The sequence below is a fragment of the Streptomyces sp. BL1 genome (genome assembly GCF_057628045.1).
This window is the reverse complement of record NZ_JBXYWZ010000002.1, coordinates 3,917,509-3,932,705: the sequence shown is the minus strand read 5'-3', so window position 1 is coordinate 3,932,705 and position 15,197 is coordinate 3,917,509. Positions and strand designations below refer to the sequence as shown.

11 protein-coding genes are annotated in these 15,197 nt (G+C 72.4%); 8 read left to right on the top strand and 3 right to left on the bottom strand.

The genetic code is table 11. The features are described from left to right. Positions 1-113: 113 nt before the first annotated feature. The 5 genes from hisC (at position 114) to AC3AGO_RS17330 (ending at position 9,466) form a co-directional block, all read left to right on the top strand. The gene (hisC, locus tag AC3AGO_RS17350) at positions 114-1,196 is read left to right on the top strand and encodes a histidinol-phosphate transaminase (protein WP_487821119.1); all 1,083 of its coding nucleotides are present in this window, start codon (positions 114-116) and stop codon (positions 1,194-1,196) included. A 187-nt stretch (positions 1,197-1,383) separates the two neighbouring features. Further along, entirely contained in the window at positions 1,384-2,904 is a 1,521-nt protein-coding gene (locus tag AC3AGO_RS17345) for a cytochrome ubiquinol oxidase subunit I (RefSeq protein WP_487821118.1), read from the top strand. A gap of 18 nt (positions 2,905-2,922) precedes the next feature. After that, the gene (gene cydB, locus AC3AGO_RS17340; protein ID WP_487821117.1) at positions 2,923-3,930 is read left to right on the top strand and encodes a cytochrome d ubiquinol oxidase subunit II; all 1,008 of its coding nucleotides are present in this window, start codon (positions 2,923-2,925) and stop codon (positions 3,928-3,930) included. Positions 3,931-3,950: 20 nt separating this feature from the next. Beyond that, the gene (cydD, locus tag AC3AGO_RS17335) at positions 3,951-7,631 is read left to right on the top strand and encodes a thiol reductant ABC exporter subunit CydD (protein WP_487821116.1); all 3,681 of its coding nucleotides are present in this window, start codon (positions 3,951-3,953) and stop codon (positions 7,629-7,631) included. 50 nt (positions 7,632-7,681) lie between these two features. Then, positions 7,682-9,466 (top strand): GAF domain-containing sensor histidine kinase, encoded by a 1,785-nt coding sequence (locus tag AC3AGO_RS17330; protein WP_487821115.1) that lies wholly within the window; start codon positions 7,682-7,684, stop codon positions 9,464-9,466. A gap of 46 nt (positions 9,467-9,512) precedes the next feature. On the opposite strand, the gene AC3AGO_RS17325 is transcribed toward AC3AGO_RS17330, so the two are convergent. After that, the gene (locus AC3AGO_RS17325) at positions 9,513-10,391 is read right to left on the bottom strand and encodes an HAD family hydrolase (RefSeq protein ID WP_487821114.1); all 879 of its coding nucleotides are present in this window, start codon (positions 10,389-10,391) and stop codon (positions 9,513-9,515) included. 122 nt (positions 10,392-10,513) lie between these two features. Here AC3AGO_RS17325 and AC3AGO_RS17320 point away from each other — a divergent pair, with 122 nt between their 5' ends. The 3 genes from AC3AGO_RS17320 (at position 10,514) to pspAB (ending at position 13,038) form a co-directional block, all read left to right on the top strand. Further along, positions 10,514-11,413 carry an LLM class flavin-dependent oxidoreductase gene (locus AC3AGO_RS17320; protein ID WP_487821113.1) on the top strand — a complete coding sequence of 300 codons (900 nt, stop codon included), beginning with the start codon at positions 10,514-10,516 and terminating at the stop codon, positions 11,411-11,413. A 121-nt stretch (positions 11,414-11,534) separates the two neighbouring features. Continuing rightward, positions 11,535-12,434 (top strand): zinc metalloprotease HtpX, encoded by a 900-nt coding sequence (gene htpX / locus AC3AGO_RS17315; RefSeq protein WP_487821112.1) that lies wholly within the window; start codon positions 11,535-11,537, stop codon positions 12,432-12,434. 4 nt (positions 12,435-12,438) lie between these two features. Continuing rightward, entirely contained in the window at positions 12,439-13,038 is a 600-nt protein-coding gene (pspAB, locus tag AC3AGO_RS17310; protein ID WP_487821111.1) for a PspA-associated protein PspAB, read from the top strand. 34 nt (positions 13,039-13,072) lie between these two features. On the opposite strand, the gene AC3AGO_RS17305 is transcribed toward pspAB, so the two are convergent. Both AC3AGO_RS17305 and AC3AGO_RS17300 read right to left on the bottom strand, forming a co-directional pair. Further along, positions 13,073-14,107 carry a MerR family transcriptional regulator gene (locus AC3AGO_RS17305; protein WP_487821110.1) on the bottom strand — a complete coding sequence of 345 codons (1,035 nt, stop codon included), beginning with the start codon at positions 14,105-14,107 and terminating at the stop codon, positions 13,073-13,075. A 58-nt stretch (positions 14,108-14,165) separates the two neighbouring features. Next, on the bottom strand, positions 14,166-15,092 hold the full coding sequence (locus tag AC3AGO_RS17300; protein WP_487821109.1) for a metal-dependent hydrolase: 927 nt from the start codon (positions 15,090-15,092) through the stop codon (positions 14,166-14,168). Positions 15,093-15,197 lie beyond the last annotated feature (105 nt).

Sequence of the window (15,197 nt, the reverse complement as noted above, 5' to 3'; positions counted from 1 at the left end):
ACCAGCGCGCAGTCACGGGAGGGGCGTACAGGCCTTCGTCATACGCCCCTGTCGGCAATCCTCATAAGGTGTGCAGTATTGGTGTCCACGGGACGGTCATAGGAGGACCAGCGGTGAGCGAGAAGACCCCGAAGCTGCGCAGCACGCTCGACGGTATCCCGGCGTATGTGCCGGGCAGGCCCGCCGCGGCCGGCGGCCCCGTCGCGTACAAGCTGTCCTCCAACGAGAACCCGTATCCGCCGCTGCCCGGGGTGCTGGAGTCGGTGACCGGTGCGGCCGGGGCCTTCAACCGCTACCCCGACATGGCCTGTACGGCGCTGACCGCCGAGCTCGCCGGGCACTTCGGGGTGCCGGCTGAGCACATCGCGACCGGCACGGGGTCGGTCGGCGTGGCCCAGCAGCTGCTGCAGTGCACCGTGGAGCCGGGCGACGAGGTGATCTACGCCTGGCGCTCCTTCGAGGCGTACCCGATCATCACGCAGATCTCCGGTGCCACCTCCGTGCGCGTCCCGCTCACCGCGGACGAGGAGCACGACCTGGACGCGATGGCCGGGGCGGTCACCGAGCGCACGCGGCTCATTTTCGTCTGCAACCCCAACAACCCCACGGGCACCGCCATCCCGCGCGCGGATCTGGAGCGTTTCCTGGACCGGGTGCCGGACGACGTCCTGGTGGTGCTGGACGAGGCGTACCGCGAGTTCGTGCGGGACGAGAGCGTCGTGGACGGTCTGGAGCTCTACCGCGACCGGCCCAACGTCTGTGTGCTGCGCACCTTTTCGAAGGCGTACGGGCTGGCAGGGCTGCGGGTGGGCTTCGCGGTGGCGCACGCCCCGGTGGCCGCCGCGCTGCGCAAGACCGCGGTGCCGTTCGGCGTCAGCCAGCTCGCGCAGGACGCGGCCGTGGCCTCGCTGCGCAGTGAGGGCGCGCTGCTGGAGCGGGTGGAGAAGCTGGTCGTCGAGCGGGAGCGGGTGACGCGCGAGCTGCGGTCGCAGGGCTGGACGGTGCCGGAGTCGCACGCCAACTTCGTGTGGCTGCGGCTGGGGGACCGGACGGGCGACTTCGCGGAGGTGTGCGAGCAGGCCGGGGTGACGGTCCGTCCGTTCCGCGACGAGGGCGTGCGGGTCTCGGTCGGTGAGACCGAGGCCAACGACATCTTCGTGGAGACGGCGGCGGGCTTCCGCAAGACCGTCATCTGACCGGACCCCAATATCAGTTGACCGGCCTCCCTCGGAAGAGGGGGGCCGGTCCTGTGTTCGGAAAACGGGTCTGCCATCATCCTTGTGAATGTGAACGCATTCACGACCGTGTCTTGCGGTCCCGTCAAACCTGTCCAAAAACGGCAAAGTACATGGTGTGCACGGCGCGGCCTAAGGAGAGAGTCACGTGGACCTAGCCCTGGCGCCGGAAACCCTGGCGCGCTGGCAGTTCGGCATCACGACCGTCTATCACTTCCTCTTCGTGCCCCTGACGATCTCGCTCTCGGCGTTGACGGCCGGGCTGCAGACGGCGTGGGTGCGGACGAGCGATCAGAAGTACCTCAAGGCGACGAAGTTCTGGGGGAAGCTCTTCCTCATCAACATCGCCATGGGTGTCGTCACCGGCATCCTGCAGGAGTTCCAGTTCGGCATGAACTGGTCGGACTACTCCCGGTTCGTCGGCGACGTCTTCGGTGCGCCGCTCGCCTTCGAGGCGCTGATCGCCTTCTTCTTCGAGTCCACCTTCATCGGGCTCTGGATCTTCGGCTGGGACAAGCTGCCGAAGAAGATCCATCTGGCCTGCATCTGGATGGTGGCCATCGGCACGGTCCTGTCGGCCTACTTCATCCTGGCCGCCAACTCGTGGATGCAGCACCCGGTCGGGTACCGCATAAACGAGGAGCGCGGCCGCGCCGAGCTCACCGACTTCTGGCACGTGCTCACCCAGAACACCGCGCTCGCGCAGTTCTTCCACACCATGACCGCGGCCGCCATCGTCGGCGGCGCGTTCCTGCTGGGCATCTCCGCGTACCACCTGATGCGCAAGCAGCACGTCCCGGTGATGCGCACCTCGCTCCGGCTCGGCCTGGTCACCCTCGTCGTCGGCGGTCTGCTGACGACGATCAGCGGGGACCGGCTCGGGAAGATCATGTACGAGCAGCAGCCGATGAAGATGGCCGCGGCCGAGGCGCTGTGGGAGACCCAGGCGCCCGCGCCCTTCTCGGTGTTCAGCTACGGCGACGTGGCGGCCGGCCACAACAAGGTCGCCATCGAGATCCCCGGGCTGCTGTCCTTCCTCGCGCACGACAACTTCCACGAGGAAGTGCCCGGCATCAACGACACCAACGCGGCGCTCAAGGAGAAGTACAAGGACACCATCGGCCTGGACGACTACCGGCCCAACATCCCCGTCGCCTACTGGGGATTCCGCTGGATGATCGGCTTCGGCATGGCGTCCGTGGCGCTCGGCGCCGCCGGCCTCTATCTGACCCGCAGGAAGCTGTGGATCTCGGAACGGCTGCGCACCGGGCCCGACGAGGTGCCGCGCCTCGCGCTCACCAAGGACCGGGAGCTGAGCGAGACCTGGAGCCGGTGGTACTGGCGGCTGTCCCTGTGGACGATCGCCTTCCCGCTGATCGCCAACTCCTGGGGCTGGATCTTCACCGAGACGGGCCGTCAGCCGTGGGCGGTCTACGGCGTACTGCCGACCGCCTCCGCCGTCTCCCCCGAGGTGTCCCAGGGCGAGGTGCTCACCTCGATGATCGTCTACACGGCGCTGTACGCCGCGCTCGCGTTCATCGAGTTCCGGCTGCTGCGCACGTACGTGAAGGCGGGGCCGCCCGAGCTGACCGACTCCGACCTGAACCCGCCCACGAAGATCGGCGGTCACGACCGCGATCCCGACCGGCCGATGGCCTTCTCGTACTGAGGCCGAGGGGAGTGCGTGATGGAACTGCATGACGTCTGGTTCGTCCTCATCGCCGTGCTGTGGACCGGCTACTTCTTCCTGGAGGGCTTCGACTTCGGCGTCGGCGTCCTGACCAGGCTGCTGGCCCGCAACCGGCCCGAACGCCGGGTGCTGATCAACACGATCGGCCCGGTCTGGGACGGCAACGAGGTGTGGCTGCTCAGCGCGGGCGGCGCGACCTTCGCCGCCTTCCCCGAGTGGTACGCCACCCTGTTCTCCGGCTTCTATCTGCCGCTGCTGATCATCCTGGTGTGCCTCATCGTCCGGGGCGTCGCCTTCGAGTACCGGGTGAAGCGGGAGGAGGACTCCTGGCAGACCCGCTGGGAGTGGGCGATCTTCATCTGCTCGACGCTGCCCGCGTTCCTGTGGGGCGTCGCCTTCGGCAACATCGTGCGCGGCGTGAAGCTCGACGCCCACCACGAGTACGTCGGCACCTTCTTCGACCTGCTCAACCCGTACGCGATCCTCGGCGGGCTGGTGACGCTCAGTCTGTTCACCTTCCACGGCGCGGTGTTCACCGCGCTGAAGACCGTCGGCGACATCCGTGCCCGGGCCCGGAAGCTCGCCACCGTGCTCGGCGTGATCACGGCGGTGCTCGCGCTCGGCTTCCTGATCAGGACGCAGGTCGACTCCGGGAACGGGGCCAGCCTCGCCGTGCTGATCGTCGCGGTGCTGGCGCTCGTCGCCGCGCTGGGGATGAACCTTCTGGGGCGCGAGGGCTGGGCGTTCGCGCTCTCCGGGGTGACCATCGCGGCAGCCGTCGCGATGCTCTTCCTGTCGCTCTTCCCGAACGTGATGCCCTCGACGCTCAACCCGGAGTGGAGCCTCACGGTCACCAACGCCTCCTCCACGCCGTACACGTTGAAGATCATGACGTGGTGCGCGGGCATCGCCACCCCGGTCGTGCTGCTCTACCAGGGCTGGACGTACTGGGTGTTCAGGAAGCGGATCGGCACCCAGCACCTCGCCCAGACTCCCGCTCACTGAGACCGAGGAGGACGTTTCACGTGAAACCTGTCGACCCGCGTCTGCTCCGGCACGCCAGGGCCACCCGCGGATTCCTCATCGCTTCCGTGGTGCTCGGTCTGGCCGGCGCCGTGCTGGTCGTCGGGCAGGCGATGCTCATCGCGGAGGTCGTCACCGGCGCGTTCCAGCAGGGCGCGACCGTGGGCGGCCTCCGTGCGCCTCTGCTGCTGCTCGCCGCCGTCGCGGTGGGGCGCGCGCTGGTCTCCTGGCTGACGGAGCTGGCCGCGCACCGCAGCAGCGCGGCCGTGAAGTCCGAACTGCGGATGCGGCTGCTGGAGCGGTCGGGACGGCTCGGCCCGTCCTGGCTCTCCGGGCAGCGCACCGGCGAACTGGCGAACCTCGCCACCCGCGGCGTGGACGCGCTGGACGACTACTTCGCGCGCTACCTCCCGCAGTTGGGGCTCGCCGTCGTCGTCCCCGTGGCGGTCCTCGCGCGGATCGTCACCGACGACTGGGTGTCCGCCGCGATCATCGTGGTCACCCTGCCGCTCATCCCGCTCTTCATGATCCTGATCGGCTGGGCCACCAAGAGCCACATGGACCGGCAGTGGAAGCTGCTGGCCGGTCTGTCGGGCCACTTCCTCGACGTGGTGGCCGGGCTGCCGACGCTGAAGGTCTTCGGCCGGGCCAAGGCGCAGGCCGAGAACATCCGGGCGATCACCGCCGACTACCGGCGGGCGACCCTGCGCACTCTGCGCATCGCCTTCCTGTCGTCCTTCGCCCTCGAACTCCTCGCGACGATCTCCGTCGCGCTCGTCGCCGTCACCATCGGCATGCGCCTCGTGCACGGCGAACTCGACCTCTACACGGGGCTCGTGGTGCTGATCCTCGCGCCCGAGGCGTATCTGCCGCTGCGTCAGGTGGGCGCGCAGTACCACGCGGCCGCCGAGGGGCTGTCCGCCGCCGAGGAGGTCTTCGCCGTCCTGGAGACGCCCGTGCGGGAGGCCGGCGGGACCGCGGTGCCGTCCGGTTCCGGCGAGGGCGTCGCGCTGGAGCTGGACGGGGTGCGCGTGCGGTACGCGGGCCGTTCCGAGGACGCGCTGCCGGAGACCTCGCTGCACGTACGGTCCGGCGAGACGGTCGCCCTCGCGGGCCCCTCGGGGGCCGGCAAGTCCACGCTGCTGCAGACCGTGCTCGGCTTCACGGAACCGTCGGAGGGCCGGGTATTGGCCGGCGGCGTCGACCTCGCGGAGGCGGACCTCGCCGGGTGGCACGCGCGGATCGCGTGGGTGCCGCAACAGCCGCACCTGTTCGCCGGGACGGTCGCCGACAACGTACGGCTCGCGCGGCCGGACGCCTCCGACGAGGACGTACGGTCCGCGCTGGGGGAGGCCGCGGCCGGGGAGCTGGAACCGGGCACCGTGCTGGGCGAGGGCGGCAGCGGGCTCTCCGCCGGACAGCGCCAACGGGTCGCGCTGGCACGGGCGTTCCTCGCGGACCGGCCCGTCGTATTGCTGGACGAGCCGACGGCGGCGCTGGACGGGGCGACGGAGGCGGCGGTCGTCGACGCGGTCCGCCGGCTCGTACGGGGCCGCACGGTGCTGCTTGTCGCTCACCGGCCGGCGCTGTTCGCTGTCGCGGACCGGGTGGTGCGTCTCGCCGGTGCGGCGGACCGTGGGGTCGCCCCTGTCCCGCCCCTTCCCACAACCGGGGACACCCCGGACCCCGTGCGGGACGGCTGGCCGCCGGCGGCGCGCCACCCTGCGGATGCGGCCGTGCCCGATGAACCGGCGGCTCCCGTAAGCGCGTTGCGCGGGCGTGACGGTGTCACGGCGAACCCGGTGAGCCCGCGCCGGGAAGGCGAGGTGTCAGGAGCCGGGGGCGGCGGAGACTCCGCGGAGCCGGAGCCGGCGGCCGGGGACGCGGGCCGCCTCGCGGGCGGTGAGCGGGAGGCGCGGCCCCGCGCGGCGCACATGCTGCGCCGCGTGCGGCGGACCGGGCGGCCCCTGTACGGGCGGTTCGCGCTCGCGCTGCTGCTGGGCGCGCTCGCGCTGGGCAGCGCGGTGGGGCTCATGGCGACGTCCGGCTGGCTCATCTCCCGCGCTTCCCAACAGCCGCCCGTGCTCTATCTGATGGTCGCCGTGACGGCGACCCGCGCCTTCGGCATCGGCCGTGCCGTCTTCCGCTACGCCGAGCGTCTCGTCTCGCACGACGCCGTGCTCCGCGTCCTCGCGGACCTCCGCGTGAGCGTGTACCGGCGGCTGGAGCGCCTCGCGCCCGCGGGGCTGCGCCGTACGCGCCGGGGCGATCTCCTCACCCGGCTCGTGACCGATGTGGACACCTTGCAGGACTACTTCCTGCGCTGGCTGCTGCCCGCCGCCGTCGCGGCCGTCGTGAGCCTCGGCGCGGTCGGTTTCACCGCGTGGCTGCTGCCCGCGGCGGGCGCGGTGCTGGCCGCGGGACTGCTCGTGGCCGGGGTCGGCGTGCCGCTGCTGACGGGCGCGCTGGCCCGGCGTACGGAACGTCAACTCGCGCCCTCGCGGGGCGTGCTGACCACCCGTGCCCTCGATCTGCTCACCGGTACGGGCGAGTTGACCGTCGCGGGCGCGCTGCCGGCCCGGCTGCGTGCGGTGCGTACGGCGGACGCCTCGCTGACCCGGATCGCCACCCGCTCCGCCGCGGCCACGGCGCTCGCGGCCGGGCTGACGGCGCTCGCCGCGGGTCTCACCGTTGCCGCCGCGGCCTGGGCCGGGGTGCGCGGAGTCTCGGACGGGCGGCTCGACGGGGTGGCGCTGGCCGTCGTCGTCCTGACGCCGCTGGCCGCCTTCGAGGCCGTGAACGGGCTGCCGCTGGCCGTACAGCACCGGCAGCGCGTACGCCGTTCCGCGGAGCGGGTGCACGAAGTGCTGGACGCCGAGGAGCCGGTGACGGAGCCTCAGGAGCCGCTGGCCGTACCGGAGTCGCCGTTCCCGCTGGCCGTACGGGACCTCACCGTGCGCCACCCCGGACAGCAGGGCCCGCCCGCGCTGGACGGGTTCGGTCTGGAGCTGACGCCGGGGCACAGGGTCGCCGTCGTGGGGGTGTCGGGGGCCGGGAAGTCGACGCTCGCGCAGGCGCTGCTGCGCTTCCTGGACCCGGAGTCGGGCACGTACACGCTGGGCGATCCGGCGGTGCCGGCCGCCTCGCTGCCCTCCGACGCGGTGCGCCGCGAGGTCGGCCTGTGCGCCCAGGACGCGCACATCTTCGACAGCTCGCTCCGCGAGAACCTGCGCCTCGCCCGTCCGGAGGCCGCCGACGAGGAGCTGTACGAGGCGCTCGGCCGGGCCCGGCTGGACGGCTGGGCCGCGTCCCTGCCGGAGGGTCTGGACACCCATGTCGGGGAGCTCGGGGCGCGGATGTCGGGCGGCCAGCGGCAGCGGCTGGCGCTGGCCCGCGCGCTGCTGGCCGGCTTCCCCGTACTCGTGCTGGACGAGCCGGCCGAGCATCTGGACCTGCCCACGGCGGACGCGCTCACCGCGGATCTGCTCGCGGCGACCGAGGGCCGCACCACCGTACTGATCACGCACCGGCTGAAGGGGCTGGAAGCGGTGGACGAGGTGATCGTGCTGGACGGCGGCCGGACGGTGGAGCGCGGCCCGTACGGGCGGCTGGCCGCGGCGGGCGGGCCGTTCAGCAGGATGCTGGAGCGGGAGGCGGCGGTCGGGGAGCCCGTACCCGCCTGACGCGGGATTCCCCGCTTTCTCCCGCAAAGCGGACTTATTACGCTCGCTGCATGTCTCCCAGCTCAGGGCGTACCGGGCAGCCGACCGCCGCCGACTCCGCGCGTGCCGCGAACCGGGCGGCGCTGACCGCGACCGCCGGCCTCCAGGCGCTGACCGAGGACTCCGCGCTCCGCCTCCCCCGGCTGCTGGAGGCCATGGTCAGCATCGGCACCGGGCCCGAACTGCACAGCACGCTCGGCCGGATCGTGGAGACGGCGGCGCGGGTCGCCGACTGCCGGTACGCCGCGCTCGGCGTGCTGGCCGACGACCCCGACGACGGGCTGACGGACTTCGTCACCTGCGGCATGACGGACGACGAGCGGACCCGGATCGGCCACTATCCGGACGGCAAGCACGGGCTGCTCGCGGTCGTCATCGAGAAGGAACAGCCGCTGCGGCTGCGGGATCTGACCACCGACCCGCGCTCCTGCGGCTTCCCCGAGGGGCATCCGCCGATGCACAGCTTCCTCGGGCTGCCCATCAAGGTCGGCGGGGAGGTCTTCGGCAACCTCTATCTGACCGAGAAGCGCGGCGGGGACTTCACCCGCAACGACGTCCTGCTGATCAGGATCCTGGCGACCCAGGCGGGCATCGCCATCGGCAACGCGCGCCAGCACGAGGCGGCCCGGCAGCGCGAGAGCTGGATCGACGGCAGCGCGGCGATCACCACCTCGCTGCTCGCGGGCGAGGGCGACAACGCGCTCGCCGTCGTCGCCGAGGAGGCCCGCCGGCTGGCGGACTCGGCCGCCGCGATCGTGCTGCTGCCCCCCGGCGGGGCCGACGGCGGGGAGCCGGCGGACGAGGGCGCGGGGCAGGACCGCGGCCTGGAGATCGTCGCCGTGTCCGCCGACGACTCGCAGGGGCTGATCGGCACTGTCGTCCCGCCGGGCAGCGCGGTGCTGGAGCAACTGCTCGCGGGAGAACCGGTGTACATCGACGACGCGGCCACCGACCCGCGCATGGTGACGCACGTGGCGCGGCGGTACGGGCCGAGCATGATGCTGCCGCTGCGGAGCGGCGGCCGGGTCATCGGGACGCTCGCGCTCACCAGGGAGCGCGGCGGAAAGGCGTTCACCGAGACGGAGAAGACGCTGGCCGCGCAGTTCGCCGCGCAGGCCGCGCTCGCCCTGCTGCTGCTCGACGCGCAGCGGGACCGCGAGCGGCTCGCGGTGTACGAGGACCGCGACCGGATCGCGCGGGATCTGCACGACCTGGTGATCCAGCGGCTGTTCGCGACGGGAATGAGGCTGGAGAGCGCGCAGCGGCAGACGAAGGTGCCGAAGGTCGCGGAGGACGTCGGCAGGGCGGTCGACGAACTGGACGCCACCATCGCGGAGATCCGTACCGCGATCTTCGCGCTGCGGCAGCACCCCGAGGAGGCCCCGTCCGGGGTGCGGACGCGGGTGCTGCGGGAAGTGGGGCTGGCCGCCGAGCCGCTCGGCTTCCGTCCGTCGACGGCGTTCACGGGCCCGGTGGACACGCTGGTCGGTGCGGCCGTCGCGGGTGATCTCCTGGCCGCGCTGCGGGAGGCACTGTCGAACGCGCACCGGCACGCGGACGCGTCCCGTATCGAGGTCGGCGTCGACGCGGACGCGCAACTGCCGGACGGGCGGCCCGCAGTACGGCTCACCGTCGCCGACGACGGCCGGGGCATCCCCGCGGAGGGGCGGCGCAGCGGGCTGCGCAACATCCGCCGGCGCGCCGAGAGCCTGGGCGGGTCGGCGTCCTGGGGGCCGGGCCTGGGGCCCGACGGGCGCGGTACGACCGTGACATGGACCGCGCCCCTGGACGGCTGACCCTCTTCCCGGCGGAGCCCGGCCGTCAGCGGGTGAGCTCCGGGCGTCAGCCGTTCAGCAGCAGCGTCTCGATGACGGCCGCGACACCGTCCTCCTCGTTGGAGGCCGTACGGTGCGTCGTCGCCGTCAGCACCTCGGGGTGCGCGTTGGCCATGGCGTACGAGGTGCCGGCCCAGTTGAGCATCTCCAGGTCGTTCGGCATGTCCCCGAAGGCTGCGACCTCGGACGGGGCGATGCCGCGCTCCTCGCAGCAGCGGGCCAGGGTGCTGGCCTTGCTGACGCCGCTGCCGCTGATCTCCAGCAGCGCGGAGGGGCTGGAGCGGGTGAACTCGGCGTGGGTGCCCGCCACTTCGCGGCCGAGCCGGAGGAAGTCGTCCGGGTCGAGCTCCGGGTGGTGCGCCAGCAGTTTCAGCACCGGCTGCTCGGCGAACACGGCGGTGGAGGCGGAGACGGAGGTGGAGAGCAGCTTCTCCGCGGGCGCGACGACGGCGCCCGGGTCGAGGTGGAACGGCGGATAGCCGGGCTCGTAGTGGATGCCGCCGGAGCGTTCCACGGCGAAGGTCACCCCGGGGGCCGCGGCGCGCAGCGCGCGGACGACGGTCAGCGCGTCCCGGCGGGCCAGTGGCCGTACGTCGACGACCTGGCGTCCGCGGTGCAGGTCGACGACGGCGGCGCCGTTGGCGCATATGGCGAGGCCGTGCCCGTGCACGTGGTCGCTGACCACCCCCATCCAGCGGGCGGGACGGCCGGTGACGAAGAAGACCTCGAGGCCGGCCACTTCGGCGGCGGCGAGCGCGGCGACGGTGCGGTCGGAGACCGTCTTGTCGCCCCGGAGGAGGGTTCCGTCGAGGTCCGTCGCGATCAGTCGCGGTCTGCGGGGGGCCGGGGGCTCTGGCGGCTGCGTCGTCACGGTCACGGGCACCATCTTCCCGCATATGCCGGAACAGGCGTGCGAAAGGGTGCGCGAATGAGCAGGCGGTAAGGGCCGAACCAGCCAGAGTGGGCAGTCCCGGGCAGTGGCCCGCCGGGCCGCATAGGCTCGGTGCCATGCGTCTGAGTACCGTCATCCTGCCGATCCACCGCTGGTCCGAGGGCGGCCGTGACCTGTGGCAGCGCGCCGAGGAGCTCGGTTTCCACACCGCGTACACCTACGACCACCTGTCCTGGCGGAATTTCCGCGACGGGCCGTGGTTCGGTGCGCTGCCGACGCTGACCGCGGCCGCGGCGGCGACCCGGCGGCTGCGTCTCGGCACGCTGGTGACGTCGCCGAACTTCCGGCATCCGGTCACCCTCGCCAAGGAGCTGATCTCCCTCGACGACATCTCGGAGGGGCGGGTCACGCTCGGCATCGGCGCGGGCGGCTCCGGCTTCGACGCCACGGCGCTGCTCGGCAGCGGGCAGCAGCCGTGGACCGTACGCGAACGGGCCGACCACTTTGGCGAATTCGTACCGCTGCTCGACCGTCTGCTGACCGAGGATGTCGTTTCTTCCGAGGGCGAGTTCTACGCCGCGCACGAGGTGCGCAACATCCCCGGCTGTGTGCAGCGCCCGCGGCTGCCGTTCGCGGTGGCCGCGACGGGACCGCGCGGACTGCGGCTCGCGGCACGGCACGGGCAGGCCTGGGTGACCACGGGAGACGCCGCCGCGAACGACGGCGGCACGCCGGAGCAGTCCCGGGCCGCGCTCTCCCGGCAGGCCGGGAAGCTGGCGGACGCCTGCGAGCGGGAGGGACGCGACCCGGCCGGCGTGGACAAGGTGCTGCTCACCGGCTTCACCCCGGACCGGCCGCTGGAGTCTGTGGACGCGTTCGTCGACTTCGCGGGGGCCCACGCCGAGCTCGGCTTCGACGAGCTGGTGCTGCACTGGCCCATTCCGGACTCGCAGTTCGCCGCGGACCTGTCCGTCTTCGAGAAGGCCGCCACGGAGGGCCTCGCCCAGCTGCGCTGACCGTCCTTACGCCGTACCTCTTTACGCCGTACACAGGGCGGAAGGGGCACAATCGGGAGGCGGAGGCGACGGTTCCGCCGCGACGCGAGGGGCGACGGCTGCGACACGAGGAGCAGAGCAGATGGCACGCACCAGATACGCTCCCGACCGCGGGCTGACCAGCCGCATGGTCGTCACGATGTTCCTGATCGGGCTGCTCTACGTGGTGCTCGTCGGCGTGCTGATCGTGGCGCTCGGCAAGGCCTGGCCGCTGATCGTGCTGATCGCGGGCGGGATGTTCGTCGCCCAGTTCTGGTTCAGCGACCGCATCGCGGCCTTCAGCATGGGCGCCCGCGAGGTCACCCCCGAGCAGGCGCCCGAACTGCACGGCGCCGTGGACCGGCTGTGCGCGCTCGCGGACATGCCGAAGCCCAAGGTCGCCATCGCGGAGACCGACGTGCCCAACGCCTTCGCCACCGGACGCAACCGGAAGAACTCGCTGGTCTGCGCGACCACCGGGCTGCTGCGCCGGCTGGAGCCCGAGGAGCTGGAGGGCGTCCTCGCGCACGAGCTGTCGCACGTCGCGCACCGCGACGTGGCCGTGATGACCATCGCCTCGTTCCTCGGAGTGCTGGCCGGCATGCTGACCCGCGTCGCCCTGTGGGGCGGCCTCGGGCGGGCCGGACGGCAGAACAACAACACCCAGCTGCTGCTGATCCTCGTGCCGTTGGTGAGCGCGCTGGTGTACGTCGTCAGCTTCCTCCTCACCCGGCTGCTGTCCCGCTACCGCGAGCTGTCCGCCGACCGCGCGGGCGCGCTGCTGACCGGCCGCCCCTCCGCGCTCGCCTCGGCACTCACCAAGATCAGCGGCGAGATGTCCCGGATCCCCACCCGCGACCTGCGCGACAAGCAGGCCTTCAACGCCTTCTACTTCGCGCCCGCGCTGAACGGCCAGAGCCTCTCCTCGCTGCTGTCCTCGCACCCGCCGCTGGAGCGGCGCCTCGAACAACTCGACCGGATCTCGCACCAGTTGGGAAGGTGAGCCCGTGGGCTTCCTCGACACGATCCTCGGGCGCAGCAAGCCCGTACGGCCCGACCTCGACCAGCTCTTCGCGCTGCCCTCGGCCGCGGTGACGCTGCAGGCCGGGGAGGGTTTCGTGCCGACGGGCACCGGCTCCGTGTGCTTCTCCTCCGTCGAGGGCGGCGCCTTCGCGCGGCTCCAGCGGGACGTACGGGAGCTGCTCGACGCGGACACCGGACGCGGGGGCGTGCCCGTCGAGTTCAGCCAGGACGAGTACGGCTACACCTGGCTGCTCGCACGGCAGCCCGCGGACGATCTGGCCGCGCTGGTCAACGACCTGCACGCGGTCAACACCCTGCTCCAGGACGGCGGGTTCGGGCCGCAGCTGCTGTGCTCCCTCGTCGGCTTCCGGGCCGGCGAGGACACGGCGGACGGTACGGGCGGGGGGCCGCTGGCGCTGGTGTACCTCTACAAGCGCGGCACCTTCTACCCCTTCGCGCCCGCCGGGGACGGCAAGCGGGACAACGCGCTGGAGCTGCGGGTACGGGGGCTGCTCTCCGGCGATCTGCCGGTCGAGCAGGACCTGTCGCGCTGGTTCCCGGTGTGGGGCGCGCCCGGGCTCTGAGCCACGCTGCGGCCCAACCAGGGGGCGGCGGCGGTCAGTTCGTACCGGCCCCGCCGTCCGCGGCCTCCCGGGCCAGCCGGTCCATGGTGCGGGCCCGTACCTCGCGTTCGGCCGCCGCGGCGATGAACTCCTCGGCCCGCTCCTCGCCGACCAGCCCCCGTACGGCGTCGAGCGTGCCGGACGGCAGCCGTACCGGCGTACCGGCGGCCCCGGTGAGCCCGGCGGGCGCGTCCGCCGACGAGCCGGGGGCGGCCGGGTGCGTGGCGTTGTCGCCGTGCAGCCGCAGATGGTCGCGGAGGTTGCGGGCGGCCAGCCGCCGCATGGCGCGGGCGAGTTCGGCATCGACGGTCTGCTGGGCGAGCGGCCGCAGCCGCCGTACGAGGTCCGCGGCCTCGGTGGCGTCGTCGTCGGAGGGGCGCTGGCCGAGATAGCGCACGAAGACGTGCTCGTTGGTGAACTCCATGAAGCGGGCCGCGATGTGCTCGACCTGCCCGCGCAGTTCCCGCAGATGCCCGGTGACGGCGAGCAACGGGACGCCCGCGCGGTGCAGTTCGGCGGCGACCTGGAGCTCCTGCGGGCTGGGGACGAGGTATTCGTCCTCCCGCCCCGGCAGCGGCACCAGCACCTCCAGCGCCAGCGCCTCGGCGACGGCCTCCGCGCTTCCGGCGGCATCCGCGTCCGCCCCGGCGCCCGCGTCCGACCCGGCCTCCGTGTCCCCCGTCGCGTCCGCTCCGGAGAAGAGCGCGGCGAGCTCCCCGCCCGTGATCCGGCCCGGTTCCTCGTCCGTCCACGGCCCGTCCACCTCGGCGACCAGGCCCAGCACCCCGCCCAGCCCGCGTCCCTCGTCCCACGCCCGCAGCAGCTCCTTGATGGAGACCAGGGTGAAGCCGCGGTCGAGGAGGTCGGCGATCTGGCGCAGCCGGGCCAGGTGGCTGTCGTCGTAGACGTTGGACCGGCCGCGCCGTTCGGGCTTGGGCAGCAGGCCCCGGTCCTGGTAGGCGCGGATCGTACGGACCGATGAGCCGCTGTGGTGGGCCAGGTCCTCGATCCGGTACTCGGACAGGGGCATGGACGGTTCTCCTTCGTACGGTGCCGCCGGCGGGCCGCGGCCTGCCGGCGGCCGCGGCTCAGAGCGCCTTGCGGGCGACCGCGCCCGCCGCGGCGCGTGCCGCGGGGGATGTCGCCAGATACTCCACGGCCTTCCGCAGCGAGCCCTCCTGCGAAGGATGGTACGAGCGCTTCAGGTAGCGGGGTATCGCGGTACCCAGCTCCTTCCAGGTGGGCAACAGGCCCTTGGCGACAGCCCTGTTGTGCTCCTTCAGCGAGTACCGCAGCCGCCCGGCGAGCTGCGGGTCGTGCCGGATCAGATAGGAGGCGCCCCACACCCACAGCCAGGTCAGCACCGGAGCGGTGACGGCCATCCCGGCGACGCGGCGGGCGTACCGGGGCAGGCCCTCGCCGCCGCAGTGCTGGTACATGTCGAAGGCCACGGCGCGGTGTTCGACCTCCTCGGCGCCGTGCCAGCGCAGCAGGTCGAGCATCACCTCGTCGGGGCCGGCCCGGTCCAGGCCCTCGGCGTGCAGCACCCAGTTGCCCAGCACCGCGGTGAACTGCTCGATCGCGGCGATCAACGACAGCCGGAAGCGCAGCCATTCGTCCTGCGGGATTGGGAGGTTCCACGGCGGGTGCTCGCCGAGCAGCTTCTCGAAGAGGAAGTCGACGTGCCGGGTGTACGGCTCGGTGTCCAGCCGCTGCGCCGCCAGGTGGTCGAGGACGTGGGCGTGCTGCACGCTGTGCGTGGCCTCCTGGCCCATGAACCCCTTGACCTGGCCGAGCAGTTCGCCCTCCCGTACGAGGGGCAGCGCCTCGCGGAAGACCTTCACGAACCACCGCTCACCCGCGGGCAGCAGCAGGTGCAGCACGTTGATGACGTGGGTGGCGGTGGGCTCGTCCGGTATCCAGTGCAGCGGGGTGTTCTCCCAGTCGAAGGAGACCCGGCGCGGCGTGATCGGGTACGGGTCGGGGAGGTGCTCCTGCTCCTGGTCCGTGCTCATTGCGGCTCCCGGAAGGGTCTGTCGGACAGTGCGGCATACGGGCGGAGGCGTACGGACGGAGCCGTACGGGCAGTGCGGCGTACGGGCGGGCGGGCGTACGGGGCG

What these genes read in the sequence shown, in the direction of transcription:
- cydB (WP_487821117.1), top strand. Translation starts at nt 2,923, where the DNA reads ATGGAACTGCATGACGTCTGGTTCGTCCTCATCGCCGTGCTGTGGACC.
- AC3AGO_RS17330 (WP_487821115.1), top strand. Translation starts at nt 7,682, where the DNA reads ATGTCTCCCAGCTCAGGGCGTACCGGGCAGCCGACCGCCGCCGACTCC.
- AC3AGO_RS17325 (WP_487821114.1), bottom strand. Translation starts at nt 10,391, where the DNA reads ATGGTGCCCGTGACCGTGACGACGCAGCCGCCAGAGCCCCCGGCCCCC.
- AC3AGO_RS17320 (WP_487821113.1), top strand. Translation starts at nt 10,514, where the DNA reads ATGCGTCTGAGTACCGTCATCCTGCCGATCCACCGCTGGTCCGAGGGC.
- htpX (WP_487821112.1), top strand. Translation starts at nt 11,535, where the DNA reads ATGGCACGCACCAGATACGCTCCCGACCGCGGGCTGACCAGCCGCATG.
- AC3AGO_RS17305 (WP_487821110.1), bottom strand. Translation starts at nt 14,107, where the DNA reads ATGCCCCTGTCCGAGTACCGGATCGAGGACCTGGCCCACCACAGCGGC.
- AC3AGO_RS17300 (WP_487821109.1), bottom strand. Translation starts at nt 15,092, where the DNA reads ATGAGCACGGACCAGGAGCAGGAGCACCTCCCCGACCCGTACCCGATC.